General features: G+C 68.6%; 21 protein-coding genes. 12 read left to right on the top strand and 9 right to left on the bottom strand.

The annotated features are described in order from the left end of the window. The first annotated feature begins 12 nt into the window (after positions 1–12). Entirely contained in the window at positions 13–720 is a 708-nt protein-coding gene (locus tag HFL01S_RS11665) for a DUF6065 family protein (RefSeq protein WP_066258575.1), read from the top strand. Continuing rightward, positions 717–1454, top strand: coding sequence for a hypothetical protein (locus HFL01S_RS11660; RefSeq protein ID WP_157538847.1), 738 nt, complete (start codon positions 717–719; stop codon positions 1452–1454). The genes HFL01S_RS11665 and HFL01S_RS11660 overlap by 4 nt, the downstream gene beginning before the upstream one ends. A 16-nt stretch (positions 1455–1470) precedes the next feature. On the opposite strand, the gene HFL01S_RS11655 is transcribed toward HFL01S_RS11660, so the two are convergent. Further along, positions 1471–2931: a S8 family serine peptidase gene (locus HFL01S_RS11655; RefSeq protein WP_084383236.1), complete on the bottom strand. Its 1461-nt coding sequence runs from the start codon at positions 2929–2931 to the stop codon at positions 1471–1473. Between the two features lie 152 nt (positions 2932–3083). On the opposite strand from HFL01S_RS11655, the gene HFL01S_RS11650 reads away from it, so the two are divergent. Further along, positions 3084–3590, top strand: coding sequence for an RNA polymerase sigma factor (locus HFL01S_RS11650; protein WP_066258570.1), 507 nt, complete (start codon positions 3084–3086; stop codon positions 3588–3590). A gap of 1 nt (position 3591) precedes the next feature. Beyond that, positions 3592–4386, top strand: coding sequence for an anti-sigma factor (locus HFL01S_RS11645; protein ID WP_066258567.1), 795 nt, complete (start codon positions 3592–3594; stop codon positions 4384–4386). 111 nt (positions 4387–4497) lie between these two features. Here HFL01S_RS11645 and HFL01S_RS11640 read toward each other — a convergent pair whose 3' ends face one another. From HFL01S_RS11640 to HFL01S_RS11630, 3 genes are all read right to left on the bottom strand, one after another. Further along, entirely contained in the window at positions 4498–5226 is a 729-nt protein-coding gene (locus HFL01S_RS11640; protein ID WP_066258566.1) for a nitroreductase, read from the bottom strand. A gap of 72 nt (positions 5227–5298) precedes the next feature. Then, positions 5299–5751 (bottom strand): acyl-CoA thioesterase, encoded by a 453-nt coding sequence (locus HFL01S_RS11635; RefSeq protein ID WP_066258565.1) that lies wholly within the window; start codon positions 5749–5751, stop codon positions 5299–5301. Positions 5752–5777: 26 nt separating this feature from the next. After that, entirely contained in the window at positions 5778–6746 is a 969-nt protein-coding gene (locus tag HFL01S_RS11630) for a histone deacetylase family protein (protein ID WP_066258563.1), read from the bottom strand. A 233-nt stretch (positions 6747–6979) separates the two neighbouring features. Here HFL01S_RS11630 and HFL01S_RS11625 point away from each other — a divergent pair, with 233 nt between their 5' ends. After that, complete coding sequence (locus HFL01S_RS11625) at positions 6980–7522, top strand: phasin family protein (protein WP_066150422.1); 543 nt, start codon at positions 6980–6982, stop codon at positions 7520–7522. Positions 7523–7746: 224 nt separating this feature from the next. Here HFL01S_RS11625 and HFL01S_RS11620 read toward each other — a convergent pair whose 3' ends face one another. Beyond that, entirely contained in the window at positions 7747–8676 is a 930-nt protein-coding gene (locus HFL01S_RS11620) for a patatin-like phospholipase family protein (protein ID WP_066258561.1), read from the bottom strand. Positions 8677–8724: 48 nt separating this feature from the next. Here HFL01S_RS11620 and HFL01S_RS11615 point away from each other — a divergent pair, with 48 nt between their 5' ends. The 3 genes from HFL01S_RS11615 to HFL01S_RS11605 all read left to right on the top strand — a co-directional run bounded on the left by HFL01S_RS11615 (position 8725) and on the right by HFL01S_RS11605 (position 12557). Next, a complete protein-coding gene (locus tag HFL01S_RS11615) occupies positions 8725–9765 on the top strand; it encodes an extracellular solute-binding protein (RefSeq protein ID WP_066258560.1) in 1041 nt (346 codons plus the stop codon). A gap of 88 nt (positions 9766–9853) precedes the next feature. Beyond that, entirely contained in the window at positions 9854–10612 is a 759-nt protein-coding gene (locus HFL01S_RS11610) for a 3-hydroxyacyl-CoA dehydrogenase (protein ID WP_066258558.1), read from the top strand. 100 nt (positions 10613–10712) lie between these two features. Beyond that, complete coding sequence (locus HFL01S_RS11605; protein WP_066258597.1) at positions 10713–12557, top strand: gamma-glutamyltransferase family protein; 1845 nt, start codon at positions 10713–10715, stop codon at positions 12555–12557. A gap of 30 nt (positions 12558–12587) precedes the next feature. Here HFL01S_RS11605 and HFL01S_RS11600 read toward each other — a convergent pair whose 3' ends face one another. Next, on the bottom strand, positions 12588–14234 hold the full coding sequence (locus HFL01S_RS11600) for an acyl-CoA synthetase (protein WP_066258556.1): 1647 nt from the start codon (positions 14232–14234) through the stop codon (positions 12588–12590). Positions 14235–14277: 43 nt separating this feature from the next. Between HFL01S_RS11600 and dnaG the strand changes: the two genes are divergently transcribed. Beyond that, entirely contained in the window at positions 14278–16266 is a 1989-nt protein-coding gene (gene dnaG / locus HFL01S_RS11595; protein ID WP_066258555.1) for a DNA primase, read from the top strand. A 302-nt stretch (positions 16267–16568) separates the two neighbouring features. Next, positions 16569–18881 carry an RNA polymerase sigma factor RpoD gene (rpoD, locus tag HFL01S_RS11590; RefSeq protein WP_066258553.1) on the top strand — a complete coding sequence of 771 codons (2313 nt, stop codon included), beginning with the start codon at positions 16569–16571 and terminating at the stop codon, positions 18879–18881. A 398-nt stretch (positions 18882–19279) separates the two neighbouring features. On the opposite strand, the gene HFL01S_RS11585 is transcribed toward rpoD, so the two are convergent. Both HFL01S_RS11585 and HFL01S_RS11580 read right to left on the bottom strand, forming a co-directional pair. Next, positions 19280–20128 carry a class III extradiol dioxygenase family protein gene (locus HFL01S_RS11585; RefSeq protein WP_066258551.1) on the bottom strand — a complete coding sequence of 283 codons (849 nt, stop codon included), beginning with the start codon at positions 20126–20128 and terminating at the stop codon, positions 19280–19282. 15 nt (positions 20129–20143) lie between these two features. Continuing rightward, positions 20144–20488, bottom strand: coding sequence for a protocatechuate 4,5-dioxygenase subunit alpha (locus HFL01S_RS11580; protein WP_066258550.1), 345 nt, complete (start codon positions 20486–20488; stop codon positions 20144–20146). A gap of 93 nt (positions 20489–20581) precedes the next feature. Between HFL01S_RS11580 and HFL01S_RS11575 the strand changes: the two genes are divergently transcribed. Then, positions 20582–21481 carry a LysR family transcriptional regulator gene (locus HFL01S_RS11575; protein ID WP_066258549.1) on the top strand — a complete coding sequence of 300 codons (900 nt, stop codon included), beginning with the start codon at positions 20582–20584 and terminating at the stop codon, positions 21479–21481. A gap of 74 nt (positions 21482–21555) precedes the next feature. Further along, positions 21556–22566, top strand: a complete 1011-nt coding sequence (locus HFL01S_RS11570; RefSeq protein ID WP_066258547.1) for a lysylphosphatidylglycerol synthase transmembrane domain-containing protein — start codon at positions 21556–21558, stop codon at positions 22564–22566. A gap of 3 nt (positions 22567–22569) precedes the next feature. Here the strand turns inward: HFL01S_RS11570 and arsA are convergent, their stop codons facing one another. After that, positions 22570–24360, bottom strand: a complete 1791-nt coding sequence (gene arsA, locus HFL01S_RS11565) for an arsenical pump-driving ATPase (protein WP_066258545.1) — start codon at positions 24358–24360, stop codon at positions 22570–22572. Between the last annotated feature and the right edge of the window lie 20 nt (positions 24361–24380).

Genomic DNA, 24380 nt, shown 5'->3' with positions numbered 1-24380 from the left:
GGAGCGCCGCCCATGACCACGTCCACCGAGCCCTGCATCGAGTTCCTCTGCGCCCCGCAAGACCTGGGTGTCATCGCGCCGCCGGTGCCGGCGCGCGAGGCCCTGCCGGACTGGTTCCGGCGCCTCGCGCCGGTGGACAAGAACCACCTCTCGACCACCGACAACGCACTGACCGTCAAGCGCTGCATGCCCTTCCTGGACGCTCTGATGGCCGGCTGGATCCTGCCGCTGGCGGCCACGGTGCGCATCGAGATCGCCGACAACGGCGAGACCGTGAACACCGGCTGGGACTTCGACAAAACCATGGTGAGCAACCACCACCCGTACCAGGTCAACGGCCACCCGATGCAGCCCCGCCCGCCGTGCAAGATCCACAACCACTGGACCATCCGCACACCGCCAGGCTGGAGCTGCCTCTTCATCCCGCCGATGAACCAGCCCAACGGCGTGATCGAGGTGGCCTCGGGCATCGTGGACACCGACGAGTACCGCTCGCTGATCAACTTTCCCTTCTTCGCCACCGCGCCCGACGGCTTCTACACGCTGGAGAAAGGCACGCCGCTGGTGCAGGTGATCCCGTTCCGGCGCGACGACCTGCTGCGGCCTGGCGTGGTGCGCGCCGAGACCGAGGCCGAGGCGACCGAACGCCAGCGCATCCTGCGCGCGACCGGCGCCGGCGACGGCTGGTACCGCAAGGAAGCGCGGGACCGCCGCTCATGAAACAACCCCGCGTGCGGCACCGCCACTGGCCCGCCACCGGCCTGGCGCTGGCGGTGGCCGGCTGCGCGCAGCTGCCCACCGGCCTGGTGACCGACGCCCAAGAGGCGCTGTCGCAGCCCGAGGCCGCGGCGCCAGCGCTGCAGCTGCCCCCCGCGCCGCGACCCGCCTACCGCGTGGGCGACACCTTTGTCTTCGGCCGCACCGGGGTCGAGCGGGTGTCCCGCGTGGCGCGCGACACCCTGGAATGGACCGGTCCCGAGGGGCAGGTCTTCCTCACCCGCACCGACTTCTTTGCGCCGCTGCTGCAGCAGAACCGCTGGGGCCGCGACATTCGCAGCAGCCTGCGCGGCAACCCGGCGGCGCTGTGGCCGTTGCAGGTGGGCCGCAACGTGAGCTTCGAAGAGGACCGCACCGAGCCGGGCCTGCTGCCGCGCGGCGAGCGCAAGACCACGCTGCAATGGACCTGCGAGGTGCAGGACGCGCGCCTGTCGGTGGTGCCCGCCGGCGACTTCCCCAGTTTCCACGTGGTCTGCCGCAGCCGCCGCGAGGGCCTGCCACTCGTGCTGCAGACGGCGCGCTGGGACTACGCGCCCTCGCTCGGACATTTTGTGCGCCACAGCTGGAACGAAGGCGGCCGCCGCCACGAGCTGGTGCTGTCGGCGGCCCTGCCCGGCGAACTGGCGACGCCCGAGCGTCTGCAGCGCCTGCTCGAACGCGTGCAGACCCAGCCTTGAACCGTGCCCGCGGCCCTCAGCGGCAGGCCAGCGGCACCTGGGGCATGCCCCAGCCGAACACCGGATCGCGCCCGGCCTCGCCCAGGTCGGCCACGGGCACACCCTGCCCGCTCAGCCACTGCGCCGGCGACAGGCGCTGCTCGGCCACCGACTGCGAGACCTTGGCTACCAGGAAGGGCACGGCGAACGAGGTGCCGCTGCGCGGGCGCAGTTCGCCTGTGGGTTCGGGCGTGGCGACATCCACCCCCGGCAGCGCGTAATCCACGTGGGCGCCCTGGTTGGCGCGCCAGTAGACCCGGTTGCCCTGGCCGAGCGCGGTCACGCCGAGCACGCCGTCCAGCGCCGCCGGGTAGACCGGCTCGTCCCTGCGCCCGCCGTTGCCCGCGGCAGCAGCGAGCAGCACACCTCGTCGCTGCGCCTGTGCCACCGCGGTCTGCAGCGCCAGGCTGGGCGGCCCGCTCAGGCTCAGCCCGATCACGCGCGCACCCTGCGCCACCAGCCAGTCCAGGCTGCGCACCAGCGCCGCGGCATCGGCGGCGGTGGTCCCCGACGGCAGGCGGACGAACGGCGCGGCGGCCAGCAACCGCGCCCGTGGCAGCAGGCCCGCGAAACCGCCGTCGGCCTGCCCGGCGAGGATCGCCGCCACCGCCGTGCCGTGCGCAGCGTCGGCCGGTGTCTGCCCGGGGGAGAGGAAGCGGCGCGTGCTCAGCCGCGCCCCGCGCAGGCTGGGGTGGTCGGCCTGCACCTCGGTGTCCACCATGCCCACCACCTGGTCGGCGCCGCAGCGCTCGCCCGCGGCGGGCCAGCCCAGCCGCTGCACCGCCTCGCAGGCCGCGCCCTGGCAGCCCGAAAGGGCGGCACCCTGCTCCAGCCGGTAGAGGCGGTGCAGCTCGAACACCCCGGGGTCGCGCTCGGCCGCGATCTCGGCCGCCGTGCGCGCGTCCAGCCCGGGCGGCAGCCGCAGCCGCACCGTGCGAACGCCCAGGCTGGTGTGATCCACCGACTCGATCACCCGCGCGCCCCAAGCCTGTACACGGCGCAACGCGGCCGGGGACGGGTTGGTGGCCAGCAGTTCGCTGGCGAGGAAACCGTCGGGCTCGGCGCGCGGCGGCATGGCCGGCGCGACCGGCACCACGGTGAACGCGCGGTTGCCCGAACCGGAGGGCCCGGCGCGTCCTGCACCGGCGGCACCGCCGTCACCGCCAGAGGCGGGCGACGCGGCCGGGCCTGGCGCACGCGAGGTGGCCGGTCCCCGCGCGCCACCGCCCCCTGGGCGAGCAGCGCCGCCATCGTCCCCGTCGTCATCGCCATCATCGCCGTCGTCCCCATCGTCCTGCGCCCAGGCGCTGCCCAGCCCGAGCGGCGCATGCGCGGGCACGGCGCCGGCCGCCTGCAGCCCCAGCAGGGCCAGCCAGAGCAGCAGGCAGGCGGCCAGCGGCCAGACGCGGAACCTACAGAGCAAGAGAAGGGGTTTCATGGTCGGCGGTCTCGGAAACACGGTAACGCGGGACGGGCGGGCAGTGCCGCGGGCACGGCCAAGGCCCTGCCCACACTGGGTACAACGAGCGGCGCGGCGCGGTATTCCATCGGCCCATGGAATAAACCGGGTCCACACGCGTTATGAGCTGCATGGCACCGACCGACACCGACCCCCGCACCCAGCTGGTGAGCCTGCTGCCCCGGCTGCGGCGCTTCGCCCACGGCCTCACCCACGACGGCCCGCTGGCCGACGACCTGGTGCAGACCGCCTGCCTGAAGGCGTTGGAGCGCTGGCATCAGTGGCAGGCCGGCACGAGCCTGGCCGCCTGGATGTTCCGCATCGTGCAGACCACCTGGCTCGACGACTACCGCGCCCGCCAGCGCCACCGCACCGAGGCGCTGGACGACGAGACGGCGCCCGAGCTGCCGGGCGAGGACGGGCGCGAGGTGGTGGAGCAGCGCAGCCAGGCCCGGCAGCTGCGAGCGCTGGTCGAGGCCCTGCCGGACGATCAGCGCGCGGTGCTGCTGATGGTGACGGTCGACGGCCTGAGCTACAAGGACGCGGCGGCTGCACTGGGCGTGCCGGTGGGCACCGTGATGAGCCGGCTGTCGCGGGCCCGGCTGCGGCTGGCCGAAGGCCTGGAGGGAGGGCACTGACATGAACATCGACGACGAAACCCTGATCGCCTACCTCGACGGCGAACTGCCCGCCGAGGGCTTTGCTGCCGTCGAGGCGGCGCTGGCGTCCGACCCGGCCTTGGCCCGCCGGCTGGACAGCCTGGCCGCGTGCGACGAGCGCCTTCGCCGCAGCTACCAGGCTGTGCTGGAAGAGCCGGTGCCGCCGGCGCTGATAGCCGCCATCCTCGCCGCTCCCGACCCGCGGCGGCGGGCCGCCCCGGCCCGCCCCGCCCGCGTGCGCTGGTGGCAGCGGTTGCAGGACAGCGCCGACCGGTGGTTCGGCGGGCGCTCCGGCCTGGCCCTGGCGTCGCTGGCGTCGGTGGCGATGGGCGCCTGGCTGATCGTGTCGCGGCCAGCGCCCGCCGACGGCGACTGGGCGCTGCGCGCGGGTGAACCGGTGACCGAGCGCAGCCTGCTGGTGGCGCTGGAAACCGCGCCGAGCGGTCGCGAGGTGGAGGCCGCGGGCCGGCAGTACCTGGTGCTGGCGAGCTTCGAGCGGCACGACGGCGCGGTCTGCCGCGAGTTCAACCTCAGCGGCAACGCCAGCGACGCGGCCGACCACCTGGGCGTGGCCTGCCGCCAGTCCACGGGTCTCTGGGAGCTGGCGGTGGTCGCCACCGAAGAGCGCCCGGCCGACCCGGCCCACGGGGGGTTCCGCACCGCCAGCGAACGCCAGTTCGAAGTGGTGGACGCCTGGCGACTGGCCCAGACCCGGGGCGCGCCCATGACGCCCGAGCAGGAGCGCGTGCTCATCGACCGCGGCTGGCGGCGCTGAGCATCAGCCCAGACGCCGCCAACCCACCCAGGGCGCCGAGGAACCGGCTGCGCCAGGCCTCTGGTGCCGCCCCCCTTTAGAGGGTGACGCGAAGCGGCGCGGGGCTGCTCCCTACTCCAGCCAGTGCGTGAAGCTGGCCACCGACTCGCGCGGCGTGATGAAGCCGTTGACCTTGTCGGCCGGGTCGGCGTAGCCCAGCGCCATGCCGCAGACCAGCATCTCGTTATCGCCCGCGCCGATGTGGGGCAGGATGAACTTGGCAAAGCCGTTCCATGCCGCCTGCGGGCAGGTGTGCAGGCCGTGGCCGCGGGCCGCGACCATGATGTTCTGCAGGAACATGCCGTAGTCCACCAGCGAGCCGCGGCCCATGACCTTGTCCAGCGTGAACATCAGGCCCACGGGCGCGTCGAAGAAGCGGAAGTTGCGCTGGTGCTGCGCGTGCATCTTGTCCTTGTCGCCCTTGGTGATGCCCAGCAGACCATAGAGACTCCAGCCGTTCTCGCGCCGGCGGTCGATGTAAGGGCTGACCCACTGCGTCGGGTAGTAGTCGTATTCCTCCCGGTACTGCTCGGCCAGCGAAGGGTCGGCGCGCAGCGCGTCGTGCGCGGCGCAGCACTTCTCCACCAGGCTGTCGCGGCTGGCGCCCTGCAGCACATACACCTTCCAGGGCTGGGTGTTGGTGCCCGAGGGCGCGCGCGAGGCCACCTCCAGCAGGTGCTCCAGCGTGGCGCGCGGCACCGGCTGCGGCAGGAAGGAGCGGGCCGACATGCGGCTGGTGATGGCGGCGTCGACGCTGGCGGCGTCGATCACGGGCGAGGTGGCGGGCGGGTTCTGGCTCATGGTGTCTCCTGGATATGACGTTTACGTCAACGTCAATTATGGCAAGCGGTGCCGACTTCTGCTCGCCGGCGGTCAGGCAATGGTCTGCAGGGTGGCCTTGAGCTTGTCGGGCAAGGGCACGGGCCGGCGCGTCTCGCGGTCCACATACACGTGGATGAAGTGGCCACAGGCCGCCGCCAGAGGCTCGCCCTGGGCGAACAGGCCGACCTCGTAGCGCACGCTGGAGCTGCCCAGGTGCGCGACGCGCAGGCCGGCTTCGATGGTCTGGGGAAAGGCCAGCGGCGCGAAGTAGTTGCACTGGGTCTCGATCACCAGACCGATCACGCCGCCGGCATGGATGTCCAGCGCGCCCTGCTCGATCAGCCAGGCATTCACCGCAGTGTCGAACCAGCTGTAGTAGACGACGTTGTTGACGTGGCCATAGATGTCGTTGTCCATCCAGCGGGTCCCGATGGAGCGGAACACGCGGTAGTGGTCGCGCGGCTTGGCCTGTGGTCGTGAAGCGGGGGCGGCGGGGGCGTTCATGGCGGCGGATTCTGCCTGCGGCGCCCTCAGGCGGCTGTCACCGCCGCGCGTTCGCCGCCCCGCGTGGCCGCGGTCCAGCGGGCGTGGTACTGCAGCGCCACGCGGTAGGTGTTCATCTGCACCTGCACCGTGACTTCCATGTCGGTGCCATAGCCGCCGGCCATGGCGAAGGCCAGCGGCAGGCGGCGCTGCCAGGCCCAGTCCATCACCCGCCGGTCGCGCGCCTCCAGTCCGTCGAACGTGAGCTTCAGTCGCCCCAGCCGGTCGCCCTCGTGCGGGTCGGCGCCGGCCAGGTAGATCACCAGCCCAGGCTCGAAACGGCGCTCCAGTTCGTCCAGCGCGCGCTCCAGCGCTTCCAGATAGGCGACATCAGCCGTGCCGTCGGGCAGCTCCACGTCCAGATCGCTCGGCTCCTTGCGGAACGGGAAGTTCTTTTCGCCGTGCAGCGAGAGCGTGAACACCGATTCGTCGCCCGCGAAGATGCGGGCCGTGCCATTGCCCTGGTGCACGTCCAGGTCGACGATGGCCACCTTGAGCGGGCCACGTGCCCGTTGCTGGCGCGCGTGCTCGGCCTGCATCAGGCGCGCCGCCACGGCCGCATCGTTGAACACGCAGAAGCCGCTGCCCTTGTCGGCGTAGGAATGGTGGGTGCCGCCGGCGATGTTGGCCGCCAGGCCTTCGCCGGACATCGCCGCGCGGCAGGCCTGGATGGTGGCGCCCACCGAGCGCCGCGCCCGCTCGGCCATCGCCGGGCTCCAGGGAAAGCCAATCTCGCGCTGGGCCGCTGCGCTCAGCGTGCCGGCCTGGACCGCTTGGATGTACGCCGGGGCGTGCACCAGCGCCAGCTCGCCGTCGCTGGCCGGCAGGGCCTGGCCGAGCCGGACCTGCGGACACTCGACCGCCAGCCGCTCGCGCAGGCGCCCGTACTTGGCCATGGGAAACCGGTGCCCGGCGGGCAGCGGAAGAATGAAATGATCGGCGTAGAAGACGTGCACAGCCCATTGTGGCCGGCACACGAAATCCAGCCGGCGCCACCCGGTTTTAGAAAACAGCACCTAGATTGCTGCGGCGCAACAAAAAAGCCTTGCATCCGCTCGTTCAGTCCCCATAATTCGGATCATGTTGCAGCGCAGCAAAGCGAACGAAAACAACAGCGTCCAGACAGCGCGGTGTTCTCGAAGCAGCCTTCAACTACCCTTTTAAAACCCCTTATTCAGGAGCTAAAAATATGTTGACCGCTGAACAAATCGTTGCCGCCCAGAAAGCCAACATCGAAACCCTTTTCGGCCTGACCCAGAAAGCCTTCGAAGGCGTGGAAAAGCTGGTCGAGCTGAACGTGCAAGCCACCAAGGCCGCCCTGAGCGAATCCGCCAACAGCGCCCAGGCCCTGCTGTCCGTCAAGGACGCCCAGGAACTGCTGACGCTGCAAGCCAGCCTGATGCAACCCCTGGCCGAGAAGACCGTGGCCTACAGCCGCCACCTGTACGACATCGCTTCGGGCACTGGCGCCGAGTTCGGCAAGGCCGCTGAAGCACAAGCCGCCGACGCCCAGAAGAAGTTCATGGCCGTCGTGGACAACGCCGCCAAGAACGCTCCCGCCGGTTCGGAAACCGCTGTTGCCGTGATGAAGAGCGCCGTGTCCGCCGCCAACAACGCCATGGAATCGGTGCAGAAGGCTGTCAAGCAAGCCACCGAAATGGCCGAAACCAACTTCAACACCGTCACCGCCCAGGCCGTGACTGCCACCAAGGCCGCCGCCAAGAAGCGTTGAACAACACAGGGTTTCTGCGGATGTTCTGACCTTTGACTTCGATCAAGGTCAATACCATTGAACTCAAGCAGACTAGCGCCAGACCTGTGAAGGCGGCGCTGAACCCTCAGACCGTTTTTCTGGTTGTCTCCTCGGGTCCTTTTCGAAATTCCGATTTCATCGGACCCCTTCAAGCCCTCGCCGCAACGCGAGGGTTTTTTTTGTCCGCGGCTGGCAGCGGCTGGTCAGTGGAGTTCTGCCGGGCGCAACCGCGCCAGCAGTTGTCTGAGCCTCGGCAGGGCCGCCTGCATCGCGGCCCGGCCCGCCTCGATGGACCGCTGGCGTGAGGCGAAATCGGCGCTGCCCACCCCCGCCAGCGAAGGCCGCACCACCACGTCGGCGCGGGCCAGCTCCAGCCGGTTGATGCTCTGGCCCATGATGGCCGTAGTCTTGGGCAGCAGGCTGAACAGGCCGTTGGCCGGGATGTCCTGCGGATCGGCCGAAATGTCGATCGCCAGCACCACCTCGGCCCCCATCTCGCGGGCCTGGCGCACCGGCACGGGCGCCACGAGGCCGCCATCGACGTACTCCCGGCCAGCGATCGACACCGGATTGAACACCCCCGGCACCGCGCTGGACGCGCGCACAGCCTGCGCGGTGTCGCCCCGGCGGAACAGCACGCCGCTGCCGTTGGCCAGGTCGGTCGCCAGGATGCCCAGCGGCAGCGCCATCTGCTCGATCAGCTTGCCATCCACTGCCTGCCGCACATACCGCGCCAGCGCCTCGCCCCGCAACAGGCCCCGGCTGGCCAGCGGCATGGTCCAGTCCGTCAGCAGCGCCTCGTCCATGTCCATCGCCACGCGCTCCAGCTCGGCCGAACGCTTGCCGCTGGCATAGAGCGCCGCCACCAGGCTGCCTGCGGAAGTGCCCGCCACCACGTCGGGACGGATGCCGTTCGCCTCCAGCACCTGGATCACGCCCACATGGGCGAAACCCCGCGCGGCACCCCCGCCCAGCGCCAGTCCGAGCCGGGGCGGGCGCTGGGGCACCTCCACCACAGGTGGGGTCATCACCGGGGGTTCCGCGGGCGGGACCACCGTCGAACAACCGGCCAGCAGGGCCAGAAACAGGGCATTGACCCAGATCAAGCTCTTCTTATCAAGAACCATTCGCATTTGTGTTAGCATCCGCCGCAACTCATTCCCCACCCTGAAAGACAACCCATGCGCTCATTCGCCGTGCTCCCGATTGTCCTGGCTGCCGCCACGTCCCTGAACGCCCTGGCCCAGGACAAGGTCCTGAACCTCTACTCCGCCCGCCACTACCAGACGGACGAGGCAATGTACGAGAACTTCACCAAGACCACGGGCATCAAGATCAACCGCGTGGACGCCGACGACGCCGGCATCGTGGCCCGCCTGAAGGCCGAAGGCGCGGCCTCTCCGGCCGACGTGATCCTGCTGGTGGACGCCGCCCGCATGGCCAGCGCCGACAAGGACGGCCTGTTCCTGCCGATCAAGTCCGCCAAGCTGGACGCCGCCATCCCCGCCAACCTGCGCGCCGACGCCACCAAGGACGGCGTGACCTGGACCGGCTTCTCCACCCGCGCCCGTGTCATCGTGTACGACCCGCTGCGCGTCAAGGCCGCCGACGTCGCCACCTACGAACAGCTGGCCGACCCCAAGCTCAAGGGCCTGCTGTGCACCCGCTCGGGCTCGCACCCCTACAACCTCTCGTTGTTCGCCACCGTGGTCGAGCGCCTGGGCGATGCCAAGGGCGAAGCCTGGCTCAAGGGCCTGGTCGACAACATGGCGCGAGCACCCAAGGGCGGTGACACCGACCAGATCAAGGCGGTTGCCTCGGGCGAGTGCGGCGTGGCCATCTCCAACACCTACTACATCGCACGCCTGGTCAAGTCGAGCAAGGCCGACGAAAAGGAAGTGATGGAGAAGGTGAAGGTGATGTTCCCCAACCAGGGCACGACCGGCACGCACGTCAACATCGCCGGTGCCGCCGTGGCCAAGCACGCAAAGAACAAGGACAACGCCGTCGCGTTCATGGAGTACCTGGCCAGCCCGTATGCCCAGGACTATTTCGCCAACGGCAACAACGAGTTTGCGGCCGCCAAGGGCGTGAAGATCGAGAACGCGGCCCTCAAGGCCATCGGTGGCGACAACTTCAAGGCCGAACAGATCCCGCTGGGTGTGGTGGCCAAGAACATGGTGAAGGTGCAGCAGATGCTGGACCGCGTCGGCTTCAAGTGAGCGACAGAAAGCCCGCTTCTCGCGGGCTTTTTTGTGGGCGATAATTGACGTTTACGTCAACGTCAATTCCACCCAAGAGGAGCATTCCATGGAAATCGCAGGCAAGGTCTTCATCGTCACCGGCGGCGCATCGGGCCTGGGCGAAGGCACGGCGCGCATGCTGGCCGCCAACGGCGGCAAGGTCGTGATCGCCGACATGCAGGCTGAAAAAGGCGAAGCGGTCGCCCGAGAGATCGGTGGTGCCTTCATCAAATGCGACGTGAGCAACGAGGCCGACGGCCAGGCCGTGGTCGCCAAGGCCGTCTCCATGGGCAAGCTCATGGGCCTGGTCAACTGCGCCGGCATCGCCCCGGCCGAGAAGACTGTGGGCAAGAACGGCGCCCACTCGCTGGCCGTCTACACCAAGACCATCATGGTCAACCTGGTGGGCAGCTTCAACATGATTCGCCTGGCCTCGGAAGCCATGTGCAAGAACGAGCCCGAGGCCACGGGAGAGCGCGGCGTGATGATCTCGACCGCCTCGGTGGCCGCCTACGACGGCCAGATCGGCCAGGCCGCCTACGCGGCCTCCAAGGGCGGCGTGGTGGGCATGACGCTGCCGATCGCACGCGACCTCTCGCGCAACGGCATCCGCAACATGACGATCGCCCCCGGCATCTTCGGCACGCCCATGCTGTTCGGCATGCCGCAGGAGGTGCAGGACGCGCTGGCCGCCAGCGTGCCCTTCCCCAGCCGCCTGGGCACGCCGAACGACTACGCCAAGCTGGCCAAGCACATCATCGAAAACGACATGCTCAATGGCGAGGTGATTCGCCTGGACGGCGCGATCCGTCTGGCGCCCCGCTGACAGAAATCGCCCCCGCCGCGCTGCGCGCGCCCCGTCCGTGGGGGCGATTCGACCACCCGGGCCAGCCCCTGCAACATCAAGTTACAAAATGGGCCGTTTCATGAAAGAGTGCACAAAACAGATGGTGCATCGCGCGCTGGTCCTGGCCATCGGCGCGATCATGGGGGCCTGTGCCGGATCGGCGGACACGCACCGGTCGACCGGCGTGGCATCGTCACCGGCACAGCCCGAATTGGCTTCCGGCCTGCAGGCCAAGCCCGGCTGGACCATCAGCCAGCAGGCGGTGGCGGCGGCCAACCCGCTGGCCGCCGAAGCTGGTCTGCAAATCCTGCGCGCCGGTGGCAGCGCGGTCGATGCCGCGGTCGCCGTGCAGATGGTGCTGACCCTGGTCGAGCCGCAATCGAGCGGCATCGGCGGCGGCGCCTTCCTGCTGCACCACGACGGCCGCCGCGTGCAGGCCTTCGACGGGCGCGAGACGGCGCCTGCCGGCGCTACGCCGCAACTCTTCCTCGACGGCGACGGCAAACCCCTGCCCTCCATGGAAGCGATCGCATCCGGCCTGTCGGTGGGCACGCCCGGCGCGGTCGCCATGCTCGCCCTCGCCCACCGCCAGCACGGCCGCCTGCCCTGGGCGGTGCTGTTCGAACCCGCCATCGCGCTGGCCGAGCGGGGATTTGCCGTCAGCCCGCGCCTGCACACGCTGCTGGCGGCCGAAAGTGCGCTCAAGGCCGACGCGGTGGCCGCGGCCTACTTCTACCGCCCCGACGGCACACCGCACCCGGTGGGCCATGTGCTGAAGAACCCCGAGCTGGCGGCGGTGCTGAGCGGCATCGCGGCGCAGGGACCCAGGGCGCTGCACGAAGGCCCAGTGGCGCAGGCCATCGTGGACAAGGTGCGCCGGCATCCTAGGATGCCGGGCACGCTGTCGGTGGACGACCTGCAGCGCTACCAGCCCCGCGAGCGCGAAGCGCTGTGCATGGACCACACCGCGGCGGCGAAGGCGCTGCGCATCTGCGGCTTTCCACCCCCGAGCTCGGGCGCCATCGCCGTCGGGCAGATCCTCGGGCTGCTGGCACGCACGCCGCAGGGCGCCGCACCGCTGAACGGCACGCCCGGCGCCGACTGGCTGCATGCCTACATCGAGGCCTCACGCCTGGCGTTTGCCGACCGCGCGCAGTACCTGGCCGATCCGGACTTCGTGGCCGCCCCGGCCGGCCGCTGGGACAGCCTGCTGCAGCCGGCCTACCTCGACGAGCGCGCGCGCCTGATCACGCCGGCCCGCGCGCCGCAGGTCGGCCCCGGCCGTCCGGGCGGCGCGCCGCTGGCCCATGCGCCCATGCCCGACCAGCCAGAGTACGGCACCAGCCACATCAGCATCACCGACCGCTTCGGCAACGCGCTGGCCATGACCACCACCATCGAGGCGGGCTTCGGGTCGCGGCTGATGGTGAACACCGGTCAGGGCCGCAGCGGCGGCTTCCTGCTGAACAACCAGTTGACCGACTTCAGCTTCGCACCCACCGACGCGCAGGGCCAGCCCATCGCGAACCGGGTGGAGCCCGGCAAGCGGCCGCGCTCGTCGATGTCGCCGACGCTGGTGTTCGACAAGGGCACAGGTCAGCTGCTGATGAGCGCGGGCAGCCCGGGCGGCGCGCTGATCATCCACTTCACGGCCAAGACCCTGCTGGGCACGCTCGGCGGTGGTCTGTCACCGCAGGCCGCGATCGACCTGCCGAACTTTGGCACGCTGGGCGGACCGGCGATGCTGGAGGCCGGTCGTTTTCCGGCAGCGACGGTGCAGGCCCTGCAGGCCAGGGGCCACATGGTCAGCGAGACTCCGATGACCAGCGGCCTGCAGGCGATCCAGCGCGGGACGAAGGATGGCCGGCCGGTGTGGCTCGGCGGTGCCGACCCGCGGCGCGAGGGGATCGTCGCCGGAGACTGAACGCAGGTGCGCCGCGAGGGCGGGTCGGTATCAGACGTCTATGGCCGACGCCGAGCCCGCCTGCTTGCGCAGCTCGAACTTCTGGATCTTTCCCGTACTGGTCTTGGGCAGCTCGCCGAACACCACGTAGCGCGGCACCTTGAAACCCGCCAGGTGCTGCTTGCAGTGCCTGACGATGTCCTCGGGTGTGGTGTGCGCGCCGAACTTCAACTCCACAAAGGCACAGGGCGTCTCGCCCCACTTCGGATCGGGCCGCGCCACCACGGCGGCGGCGAGCACGTCGGGGTGGCGGTAGAGCACGTCCTCCACCTCGATGGACGAGATGTTCTCGCCGCCCGAGATGATGATGTCCTTGCTGCGGTCCTTGATCTTGAAATAGCCGTCGGCGTACTGCACCGCCAGGTCGCCGCTGTGGAACCAGCCGCCCGCAAAGGCCTCCTGCGTCGCCTTCGGGTTCTTCAGGTAGCCCTTCATGGCGATATTGCCCTTGAACATGATCTCACCCATGGTCTCGCCATCCAGCGGCACCGGCTGCATCGTCTGCGGGTCGAGCACGCGCACGTCGCGCTCCAGGTGGTAGCGCACGCCCTGGCGCGCATTCAGCCGGGCGCGCTCGCCGATGTCGAGCTGATTCCAGCTGTCGTGCTTGGCGCAGACCGTGGCCGGCCCATACACCTCGGTCAGGCCGTAGACGTGCGTCAGGTCGAAGCCCATCTGCTCCATGCCCTCGATCATCGAGGCCGGCGGCGCGGCTCCCGCGACCATGGCCTTGATGCCCGCGGGGATGCCGACCTTCATCGCGGCGGGCGCATTCACCAGCAGACCCTGCACGATGGGGGCGCCGCAGTAGTGCGTCACGCCGTGCGCGCGCATCAGGTCGAAGATGGTCTGCGCCTCCACGCGCCGCAGGCAGACGTTGACACCCGCGCGCGCCGCCACCGTCCAGGGGAAGCACCAGCCGTTGCAGTGGAACATCGGCAGGGTCCAGAGGTAGACCGCATGCTTGGGCATGTCCCATTCGAGGATGTTGCTGATCGCGTTCATCGCAGCGCCGCGGTGGTGGTAGACCACGCCCTTGGGGTTGCCGGTGGTGCCGCTGGTGTAGTTCAGAGCAATGGCGTCCCATTCGTCGCCCGGCAGCTGCCAGGCAAAGGCGGGGTCACCGCCGGCGATGAAGGCCTCGTAGGTGGTGCTGCCGATGGGCTGGCTTTCACCGGTGAACAGCGCATCCTGCACGTCGATCACCAGCAGCGGCTCGGTTCGCGTGCGCAGCTTCAGCGCCTTGGTCATGGTGCCGGCGAACTCGGGGTCGACGATCACGGCCTTGGCTTCGCCGTGGTCGAGCATGAAGGCGATGGCCTCGGGATCGAGCCGGGTGTTGAGCGCGTTGAGCACCGCGCCGGCCATGGACACGCCGAAGTGCGCCTCCACCATGGGCGGCGTGTTGGGCAGCATCACCGCCACGGTGTCGTTCTTGCCGATGCCGGCTTTCTGCAGCGCATTGGCCAGCTGGCGGGTGCGGGCGTAAGTCTGGGCCCAGGTCTGGCGCAGGCCGCCGTGCACGATGGCCAGCCGGTCGGGGTAGACCTCGGCAGTGCGCTCGATAAACGACAACGGCGAGATCGGCGCGAAGTTGGCCTCGTTGCGGGGCAGGTCCTGGTCGTAGATGTTGGTCATTCGGGTCTCCGGGTTCGTGGACATCGTGGGGGAGAATAGCCCCGTGGCCATACCGCAATCTTTCATCCAGGAACTGCTCAACCGCGTCGATGTGGTCGACGTGGTGGGCCGGTACGTCCAGTTGAAGAAAGGTGGCGCCAACTTCATGGGACTGTGCCCGTTCCACGGCGAAAAGTCGCCGTCGTTCAGCGTCAGCCCGACCAAACAGTTCTACCACTGCTTCGGCTGCGGCGCGAACGGCAACGCCATCGGTTTCCTGATGGAACACGCGGGCATGAACTTCGTCGAAGCGGTGAAGGACCTGGCCCAGCAGGTCGGCCTGCAGGTGCCGGAAGACGATGTGTCGCCGCAGGACCGCGAACGCGCTGCCCAGCAGCGCCAGAAGCAGGCCACACTCACCGATGTGCTGGAAAGAGCCGCCAAGGTCTACCAGAAGGACCTCAAGGACTCGCCGCGCGCGGTCACCTACCTCAAGGGCCGCGGCCTGTCGGGCCAGATCGCCAAGACCTTCGGCCTGGGCTACGCGCCCGAAGGCTGGCGGCACCTGGCCGGCGTGTTCCCGGACTACAGCGAACCGCTGCTGGTCGAATCGGGTCTGGTGATCGAGCACGAGGACGAAAAAGGCCAGGACGGCGAGGCCAAGCGCTATGACCGCTTCCGCGACCGGATCATGTTCCCTATCCGCAACGTCAAGGGCGAGTGCATCGGCTTTGGCGGACGCGTGCTCGACAAGGGTGAGCCCAAGTACCTGAACTCGCCCGAAACGCCGGTGTTCAGCAAGGGCCGCGAACTCTATGGCCTGTTCGAGGCCCGCACCGCCATCCGGCAGCACGGCTACGCGCTCGTGACCGAGGGCTACATGGACGTGGTCGCGCTGGCCCAACTGGGTTTTGCCAATGCCGTGGCCACGCTGGGTACGGCCTGCACGCCCGACCATGTGCACAAGCTGTTCCGCTTCACCGACGCCGTGGTGTTCAGCTTCGACGGCGACGCCGCTGGCCGCCGCGCCGCCCGCAAGGCGCTGGATGCCGCCCTGCCCCTGGCCACCGACACGCGCAGTGTGAAGTTCCTCTTTCTGCCTCCCGAGCACGACCCGGACAGCTACATCCGCGAACATGGCGCCGACGCCTTCGCGAATTTCGTCAAGCAGGCGGTGCCGCTGTCGAAGTTCCTGGTCGACGCGGCCAGCGCGGACTGCGATCTGGGCAGTGCCGAAGGCCGCGCCCGCCTCTCCAGCCAGGCGCGTCCGCTGTGGAGCGCCCTGCCCGAGGGCGCACTGAAGCGACAGTTGCTGGCCGAGCTGGCGCAGCAGATCGGCATCGGCACGCCCGACCTGCAGCAGCTCTGGCAACGGGACGATCGCGCGCCGCGCCGCCCGCGGGAAGAGCGCCAGCCAACCGCTTCGCAAAACACGCAAACGCCCACCGACGGCGGAGCGGCACACCAGGCGAGCTACTCCCCTGCCCCTGCTCCCCAGAATCCCCCCGGTGCCTGGAGCGCCCCGGCCGAATCCCGCGGCCGAGGTTCCTGGACCGGCGGCAACGGCCGGAACAACTGGCGCAAGGGCCCGCCGCCCCCGCCGCGCATGCTGGGCCGTCAGATCGCCAGCAAGAGCCGCACGGACCGGGCCGTGGGCCTGTTGCTGGCCAACGCCGCCGCCTGGGACAGCCTCTCGGCCGACGACCACGCCATGCTGGCCCACCTGCCGGCGCCACACGGCCCGGTGTTCGCCTGGCTGGAGGCGCAGCTGCACGAGCACGGCCCGCAGCCTTGGGCGGCGCTGCGCGAGGGCCTGCGCGGGGAGCCGTTCGAGGCCTATGTCTGCGCGGAGGTGGAGCAGGCCACCATCGCGGCCGACTCGGCGTCCGAGCTGGAAGAACTGGCCGGCGTGATGGACCTGCTGCGCCGGGACGAGCTGATGCGCCAGAGCCAGGCGCTGTCCCTCCTGGCCGCCACCGACCCGCAAGCCCGCGAGCGTCTGCGGGAGATCAATGAACGCATCAAGGCACTGAATTCGAGCTCAGCGGTATAATCTCGCGTTTTGCACCGCAAGCGCGACAGCAGCACCTCCGGCACCGGCCACCCCCCAGCACAGGGGTTTCGGATACAGACATCCCGGCCACCTCGGCGCCCCTGGCCCGACGGAACCCCGCAAGGACTGCACACCAAATGTTCGCCCACACAGCTTGCAGGCCCGCCCTTCCCCGGCGAAGTGCGGGCTCCAGTGTTTGATTCGCCCGACAAAAACCACCGGATTTGCGCCTTGAACAGCGGAATTCTGGCGATTTTTGTGTGTCTCAGCCGGTATCTTTCCTGACGTTTTTTGAGGTTCCCATGCCCGCGAAGAAAGCCAGTACGCCTGCCCCCAGCACCAAAGCCGCCCAGAAGCCCGCCGCCAAGGCCGCTGCCCCGGAGCCCAAGAAGAAAGCCTCTGCCCCCGTGACCGACAAAGCCCCCGCCAAGACCGCCGCCAAAGCGACCAAGACCGGCAAGACCAAGGCCGAAGAGCTCGACACCGTCGACGCCGACGAACCGGCCAAGAAAAAACCCGGCCGTCCCGCCAAGGCCGCGGCCGACAAGCCCGCCGCCAAGCGCGGCCGCAAGCCCAAAGCCGCCGCCAAGGAAGAAAGCGACCTGGACGATGCCGACCTGAGCGACATCGAAGAGGATCTGGCCGAAGAAGTCGTCGAGGAGGTCGCCGACCCGGCGGCGCCGGTCGAGAAGGTCAAGCCGCTGCGCATGAAGATCAGCAAGGCCAAGGAGCGCGCGCTGATGAAGGAATTCGGCCTGGACGAAACCGTCCTGTCCGAAGAAGAAGCCAAGCTGCGCCGCGAACGCCTCAAGACCCTGATCAAACTGGGCAAGACGCGCGGCTACCTGACGCACGGCGAAATCAACGACCACCTGCCCGACAAGCTGATCGACGCCGAGACGCTGGAAGTGGTGATCGCCCTGCTGAACGACATGGGCGTGGCGGTGTACGAGCAGACCCCGGACGCCGAAGCGCTGATCATCACCGACAACGCTCCCACCGGTTCTAGCGAGGAAGAGGCCGAAGAAGCCGCCGAAGCCGCCCTGTCCACCGTGGACAGCGAATTCGGCCGCACCACCGACCCGGTGCGCATGTACATGCGCGAGATGGGCACGGTCGAACTGCTGACCCGCGAAGGCGAAATCGAGATCGCCAAGCGCATCGAAGGCGGCCTCAACGACATGATGGCCGCGATCAGCGAAAGCCCGGCCACCATTGCCGAGCTGCTGGCGATGTCGGAAGAAATCCGTGAAGGCAAGGTCGTCATCTCCACCGTGGTGGACGGCTTCGCCGACGCCGATGCGGCCGACGACTACGTGGCCGAAGAAGACTTCGACGACTACGACGAGGCCGACGACGACGACGGCAAGGGCGGCTCCAAGGCCCTGACCCGCAAGCTCGAAGAACTCAAGCGCGAGGCGCTGGAGCGCTTCGACACCATGCGCAACCTGTTCGAGAAGCTGCACAAGATCTACGACAAGGAAGGCTACGGCACGCCCTCGTACATCAAGACGCAGCAGGCCATCACCGAAACGCTGATGACCATCCGCTTCACCGCCAAGGCGATCGAGAAGCTGTGCAGCACGCTGCGCGGCCAGGTCGACGAGGTGCGCAAGAAGGAACGCGAGCTGCGCCGGATCATCGTGGACAAGTGCGGCATGCCGCAGGAGAAGTTCATCGCCGACTTCCCGGCCAACCTGCTGAACCTCAAGTGGGTCGAGAAGCAGGCCGCCGCTGGCAAGCCCTGGAGCGTGGTGATGGAACGCAACATCCCCCCGATCCAGGAACTGCAGCAGGGCCTGATCACGATCCAGAACAGCGTGGTGGTGCCGCTGACCCACCTCAAGGACATCCACAAGCGGATGAACGAGGGTGAAGCATCGTCGCGCGACGCGAAGAAGGAGATGATCGAGGCCAACCTGCGCCTGGTGATCTCGATCGCGAAGAAGTACACCAACCGTGGCCTGCAGTTCCTGGACCTGATCCAGGAAGGCAACATCGGCCTGATGAAGGCGGTGGACAAGTTCGAATACCGCCGGGGCTACAAGTTCTCGACCTATGCGACGTGGTGGATTCGCCAGGCCATCACCCGCTCGATCGCCGACCAGGCGCGCACCATCCGTATCCCGGTGCACATGATCGAGACGATCAACAAGATGAACCGCATCAGCCGCCAGCACTTGCAGGAGCATGGCTTCGAGCCGGATGCCTCCATCCTGGCCGAGAAGATGGAGATGCCCGAGGACAAGATCCGCAAGATCATGAAGATTGCGAAGGAGCCGATCTCGATGGAAACCCCCATCGGCGACGACGACGATTCGCACCTGGGCGATTTCATCGAGGACCAGGCCAACACCGCGCCGATCGAGGCCGCGATGCAGGCCGGTCTGCGCGAGGTGGTCAAGGAGATCCTGGACAGCCTGACGCCGCGCGAAGCCAAGGTGCTGCGCATGCGCTTCGGCATCGAGATGTCGACCGACCACACGCTGGAAGAAGTGGGCAAGCAGTTCGACGTGACGCGCGAGCGGATTCGTCAGATTGAATCGAAGGCGGTGCGCAAGCTCAAGCACCCGAGCCGCTCGGACAAGCTGCGCAGCTTCATCGATTCGCTGTAATTCCTTTCAGCGATTCACTCTTCAGAACGGGGGCCTTCGGGCTCCCGTTTTGTTTTTGTCACGCCACCCTGGCTGGCAAGTGCCTGAATCGCCGGGTATCCGACTCCGCTCATGTCCCCCGAACCGGCTGCGCCGGTTCTCCTCCTTTACTTCGCTGCGCGGACACCCGACGCTTCAGGCACCGCGAGGCGTCGGCATGCCAACGGTGGAAAACCTGCACTTCGCCGGTTCGGCGTGTGCGGGTGTCCTGCAGAGCGAAGTAAAGGAGGAGGCGGCCGCAGGCCGCCGGGGGACATGAGCGGCGCAGGGCACCCGCACGCGCCGAACCACACCACACAAGCAGACAAGAAAAAGGGGCCACAAAGGCCCCTCTTCGACACAGCAACAGAAACAACAGGTCAGACCGTCTCCAGCGCCAGCACACCCGTCGCCGTGTTGGAAATCGGGATGTGATAGTTGCTGTGCACCTTGCGCACACCCGAGCTGGCCGCCGTCAGCGCCGCCCGCATCGCCAGCCACATCAGCAGCTCCACACCCTGTGTGCCCGCCTTCTCCACCAGCTCCAGATCGCTGAACTGCGTCGCCCACTCCGGGTTCGTTTCCATGCTGTCCAGGAACTGCAAGTCGAACTGCTTGTTGATGAAGCCCGCTCGCTCGCCGTCCAGCTGGTGTGACAGGCCACCCGTGGCCATCACCGCCACACGCTTGTCGCTGTCCCAGCTCTGGATCGCCTCACCGACCGCCTTGCCCAGCTTGTAGACGCGCTTGGCCGTGGGCAGCGGGAACTGCACCGTGTTGATGTTGATCGGCACGATCTGCACCGGCGCCACCTCGTGCTCGGGCCAGAACAGCTTGAACGGCAGCGTGCAGGCGTGGTCCACCAGCATCTCCTGGCAGGTCACGATGTCGAATTCCTTGGCAATGAGCTCGCGGATCAGATGCCACGACAGATCCGGGCAGCCCGGGATCGGCGGCAGCGTCGGGATGCCCCAGCCCTCGTCGGCGTTGCTGTAGGTGGCCGCCGCGCCCACGGCGAAGGTCGGCATCTTGTCGAGGAAGAAGTTCAGTCCGTGGTCGTTGTAGAACACCACCACCACGTCGGGCTTGACCTTGCCCAGCCACTGATGGATCGGCGGAAAGCCGTCGAAGAAGGGCTTCCAGTACGGCTCGTTCTGCAGGCCCTTGTGGATGGCGCCGCCGATGGCGGGGATGTGCGATGTGGCCAGGCCACCGATGAGTTGTGCCATGGGGTGTCTCCTGGTTCAGCACTGTTCGTTCGCGGCCACGAGCTTGGCCTTGAACTCGTCCTTGGTCATGCCTGTCTGCTGGGCGCCGATGTCCTGCATGTCCAGGCCGAAGATGCCGGCGAACTTGGCCAGGTAGTAGGCGTTGCCGCCGGCCGCGATCAGGGCCAGCACCTGCTTGGAGCGGATGGCCTCGGCCTGCTCGCTGTTCAGACCGTACTGCTTCATGAAGGCCTCGGGGTCGGCGACGAAGGCGTCGCGGTTTTCCTTGTGGTTGAAGGAAAAACACATCTTGTTCAGCGCGTAGCCCTTCTGGGCCGCGTCGCCGTCGAACGGCGTGGTGCCGGGGATGGTCTTGCTCACGGGAGTCTCCTGCGTGGGGTGGGTTGACGTGGGTCAAGCCGGAGTATTCCGCTCGCATTGCCAAAGATAAACAGATGAATGATCATCTGACACATGAGTGATTTCGATTGGTCAGACCTCGACGCCCGCCTGCTCCAGCTGCTGGTGGCCGTCGTCGAGGCGGGCAGCATCACCGGCGCGGCGCAGTCGCTGGGCGTGACGCAGTCGGCCGTGAGCCACCAGCTGGACAAGCTGCGCGCCATCACCGGCGACGCGCTGTTCGTCAAGAGCGGGCGAGGCATCGTGGCCACGGCCCGCGCGGCGGGGCTGGCGGTGCAGGCGCGCGAGCTGCTGCGGCAGTTGCAGGGCTTCGCGCAGAGCGGCGCGTTCGACCCGGCGCGCTGGAAAGGCGCGGTCACCATCGCGGCCAACGACTTCCAGCGCGAGGTGCTGCTGCCGGCCCTGGCGCAGCGGCTGCGCGAACAGGCGCCCGGGCTGGCGCTGCGCATCATCCCGTCCGACGTGCCGAGCCTGGAGATGCTGCGCGACGGTGCCTGCGACCTAGCGATCAGCCCGCGCCCGCCCGAGGGCAGCGACATCGTGCAGAAGCGCCTGTTCGAGGACCGCTACGTCGTCTACTTCGATGCCAGCCTGCGCACGGCACCGACAACGCTCCAGGACTACCTCGCGGCTGACCACATCACCGTCGTCTACGAACCCAGACGCACGCTGCATCTGGACCGCACGCTCGAAGCCGAGGGCGTGCACCGCCGCTTTGCGGTGATGGTGCCGGGTTTCGGCGCCCTGCCCGCCTTTCTGCGCGGCAGCCCGCTGCTGGCCACCGCTCCCTCGCTGCTGGCCGACCGCTTCATGGCAGGTTTCGGCACCTGCGAGGTGCCCGTGCCCTGCCCGGCGCTGCCGATGTACCTGATCTGGCACCGGCGCCACCAGGACGACGCCGCCCACCGCTGGCTGCGGGAGCTGCTCGCCGCGAACAGTCCGCCCGTGGCCTGAACACGGTGCCGGATCGTGGGAACACCCCCCAGTAAAATCCCAGGCTTCTTCCAACTCTGTGCAGAACGCAGAACATGACCCACGCCTCTGCGTCCACCCTCACCGGGGAAGCCGCACCCCGCCCCTCCCGATCCGCCCGCTACTGGCTGCTGCGCGGGCTGGCGCTGGCCCTGCTGCTCGCCTCCTGCGGCTACTTCGGTTACCACCTCTGGGACAACCTCCACCAGCTGCCCCCCATTGAATGGGGCTGGTCGGCCGTCGGCGTCATCGCGCTGGCGGTGCTGGGCTGCCTCACCAGCGTGCCGCTGATCGCACTGATGTGGCAACTGCTGCTGCGCGACCAGGGCGTGAAGCTGCCCTACCGCCAGGCGCTGCAGATCATTGCTGTCTCGCAGATGGGCAAGTACCTGCCCGGCAACGTAGGCCACTTTGCGGGCCGGGTGCTGCTTGGCAGCCAGGCTGGCATCCCGGCAGGCAAGACCATCGCCACCATGGCCATGGAGACCTTCTGGGTGCTGGGCATCAGCGGCATCTTCGCTGTGGCGGCCCTGCTGTTCGTGGTCAACGACCTGCACGAGGGACTGGTCGACACCAGTCACCCGGGCTATCTGGCCGCTGTCGCCGTCACCATGCTGGTCGCGCCCTTCCTGGCGGTGCGGGTGGTCAACCGCCTGCTGCCAGGCCTGAGCCGCAAGCTCGGCCGTGGCCAGCTGCTGGCCGAACCCCGGCTGCTGACGGCCATGAGCGTGGCCGGCCTGATCGCCTTCTCCTTCGTCGTGCTCGGCGCCGTGGTGGAGCTGCTGGCGGCCGAGCTGTTCCAGCACCCCGAGATCGACCTGCTGGAGATGGTCCTGCTGTTCGCCGTGTCGTGGACGGCCGGCTTCCTGGTGCCCGGGTCGCCGGGCGGCATCGGCGTGCGCGAGGCCGTGATGATCCAGCTCATGGGGCCGGCCATCGGGCTGGAAACCGCATTGGGCGTGGCCCTGGTGATGCGCCTGTGCTCCATGGGTGCGGACGCGCTGGCCTTCGGCGTTGGCCTGCTCTTCAGGCCTAGGCCGCAGCCCCCCGCCGACGACGGCCTCTGACGCTCAGAGACCCGGCGCCACCAGGGCGCCCAGCGCCGCCACCCCCACCGGCGCCTGGGGCAGCCAGGGCAGCACGAAGGTGCGCTTGGCCAGGCCGTTCGCAATCCGCTCGGTCTGCCGGACTTCGCCCGCCAGACGCGCCTGCAGCAGCGGGTCGGTGGTGCCGGTGGCGGCAATGCTCTTGTTGATCACCCAGCCCCAGGGCTCGATGTTCGCGCGGCGCAGGTCGTCCTGCAGCGCAGCCGCCTGGCTCACCGGGGTGACCTCGGGCAGGGTGACGATCACGACCTTGGTCGTGTCCGGGTCCTGCAGGCGCATCAGGGGCGTGATGATGTGCTTGGCGTTGGCCATGCCCTCGTACTGCCGCGTCATCTGGCGGTGGTAGGCGCCGGTGGCATCCATCAGCAGCAGGCTGTGGCCAGTGGGGGCGGTGTCGAGCACGACGAAGGACGTGCGCGCCTCGTTGACCACGCGGCTGAAGGCGTGGAACACCGCCACTTCTTCGGTGCATGGCGACTGCAGGTCCTCCAATAGCAGCGCCCGGCCCTGCTCATCGAGGTCCTTGCCGCGCGTGGCCATGATCTTGTCGATGTAGGCGGCGGTCTCGGCCCGGGGGTCGATGCGGCCGACCTTGAGACCGTCCAGGCCGCCGTTCAGGGCATCGGCCACATGCGCCGCGGGGTCGGTGGTGGTGAGGTGCACGCTGTGACCGCGCTGCACCAGCCCGACCGCGAGCGCGGCGGCGATGGTGGTCTTGCCCACGCCGCCCTTGCCCATGACCATGACCAGCCCGTGACCGGCCGCGGCCAGTTCGTCGGTCAGCGCAGCCAGCGAGCCGGCCGGCAGTTCGGTGGCGCCTGCGGCCGGCACAAGGTCCGGCGCCGGGCCGCCACCGAGCAGCGCACGCAGCGCAGGCAGACCAACGGTGTCAAAGGCCCGCAGCGGCACCTCGTCGCGCGGCAGCGCGGCCAGCGCCCCGGGCAGCTGCGCCAGCGCCTCGCGGCCCAGGGCTTCGATGGACGCCGCCACGCGGTCGGCGGGATCGCTGGCGTGGAACACGCCGTTGATGGCCAGGCGCTGGTTCGCCAGCCCGAGCTGGCGCAGTTCGTCCGAGGTGCGCGCCGCCTCCTGCATGGGGCGCGGGTCGGGCCGCGTGACCAGCACCACGGTGGTGAGTGCCGGATCGCTCAGGGCCCGCAGCGCGGCATTGAAACGCGCCTCCTGCATCTTCAGCCCCGAATGTGGCCCCAGGCAGGAGGCGCCGCGGTCGTTGCCGGCCAGGAAACCGCTCCAGGCCTTGGGCAGGCTCAGCAGGCGCAGGGTGTGGCCGGTGGGCGCGGTGTCGAACACCACATGATCAAAACGGTCGGGCATGCCTTCGCCGGACAGCAGCGCGGCGAACTCGTCGAAAGCCGCGATCTCGGTGGTGCAGGCGCCCGAGAGCTGCTCGCGCACCGTTGCGCGCTCCTCGTCGCTGGCGCCCGCCTCCAGCTGCGCCAGCACGCGCTGGCGGTAGGCCTCGGCGGCGGTGTCGGGGTCGATGTTGAGCATCTGCAGCCCCGGCACACCGGGCACGGCCACCGGCTGGTTCGACAGCGGGACCCCCAGCATCTCGTCGAGGTTGGAGGCGGCGTCGGTGCTGACCAGCAGCACCCGCCGGCCGGCGTCGGCCAGCGCGATGGCGGTGGCGGTGGACAGCGAGGTTTTGCCCACGCCGCCCTTGCCCGTGAAAAACAGGTAGCGGGTGGGATCGGTGGCGAAACCGGGCAAGGGGGTGTTTGAGGAATGCGCCATGCCTCAGCATCGCACAGGCG

The sequence above is a fragment of the Hydrogenophaga flava NBRC 102514 genome (genome assembly GCF_001571145.1).
GTDB classification, from domain to species: domain Bacteria; phylum Pseudomonadota; class Gammaproteobacteria; order Burkholderiales; family Burkholderiaceae_C; genus Hydrogenophaga; species Hydrogenophaga flava.
This window is presented reverse-complemented; position numbering and strand designations above follow the sequence as displayed.

Coding starts and splice junctions, on each gene's coding strand:
- HFL01S_RS11665 (WP_066258575.1), top strand. CDS start 13: ATGACCACGTCCACCGAGCCCTGCATCGAGTTCCTCTGCGCCCCGCAA.
- HFL01S_RS11660 (WP_157538847.1), top strand. CDS start 717: ATGAAACAACCCCGCGTGCGGCACCGCCACTGGCCCGCCACCGGCCTG.
- HFL01S_RS11655 (WP_084383236.1), bottom strand. CDS start 2,931: ATGAAACCCCTTCTCTTGCTCTGTAGGTTCCGCGTCTGGCCGCTGGCC.
- HFL01S_RS11650 (WP_066258570.1), top strand. CDS start 3,084: ATGGCACCGACCGACACCGACCCCCGCACCCAGCTGGTGAGCCTGCTG.
- HFL01S_RS11645 (WP_066258567.1), top strand. CDS start 3,592: ATGAACATCGACGACGAAACCCTGATCGCCTACCTCGACGGCGAACTG.
- HFL01S_RS11640 (WP_066258566.1), bottom strand. CDS start 5,226: ATGAGCCAGAACCCGCCCGCCACCTCGCCCGTGATCGACGCCGCCAGC.
- HFL01S_RS11635 (WP_066258565.1), bottom strand. CDS start 5,751: ATGAACGCCCCCGCCGCCCCCGCTTCACGACCACAGGCCAAGCCGCGC.
- HFL01S_RS11625 (WP_066150422.1), top strand. CDS start 6,980: ATGTTGACCGCTGAACAAATCGTTGCCGCCCAGAAAGCCAACATCGAA.
- HFL01S_RS11620 (WP_066258561.1), bottom strand. CDS start 8,676: ATGCGAATGGTTCTTGATAAGAAGAGCTTGATCTGGGTCAATGCCCTG.
- HFL01S_RS11615 (WP_066258560.1), top strand. CDS start 8,725: ATGCGCTCATTCGCCGTGCTCCCGATTGTCCTGGCTGCCGCCACGTCC.
- HFL01S_RS11610 (WP_066258558.1), top strand. CDS start 9,854: ATGGAAATCGCAGGCAAGGTCTTCATCGTCACCGGCGGCGCATCGGGC.
- HFL01S_RS11605 (WP_066258597.1), top strand. CDS start 10,713: ATGAAAGAGTGCACAAAACAGATGGTGCATCGCGCGCTGGTCCTGGCC.
- HFL01S_RS11600 (WP_066258556.1), bottom strand. CDS start 14,234: ATGACCAACATCTACGACCAGGACCTGCCCCGCAACGAGGCCAACTTC.
- rpoD (WP_066258553.1), top strand. CDS start 16,569: ATGCCCGCGAAGAAAGCCAGTACGCCTGCCCCCAGCACCAAAGCCGCC.
- HFL01S_RS11585 (WP_066258551.1), bottom strand. CDS start 20,128: ATGGCACAACTCATCGGTGGCCTGGCCACATCGCACATCCCCGCCATC.
- HFL01S_RS11575 (WP_066258549.1), top strand. CDS start 20,582: ATGAGTGATTTCGATTGGTCAGACCTCGACGCCCGCCTGCTCCAGCTG.
- HFL01S_RS11570 (WP_066258547.1), top strand. CDS start 21,556: ATGACCCACGCCTCTGCGTCCACCCTCACCGGGGAAGCCGCACCCCGC.
- arsA (WP_066258545.1), bottom strand. CDS start 24,360: ATGGCGCATTCCTCAAACACCCCCTTGCCCGGTTTCGCCACCGATCCC.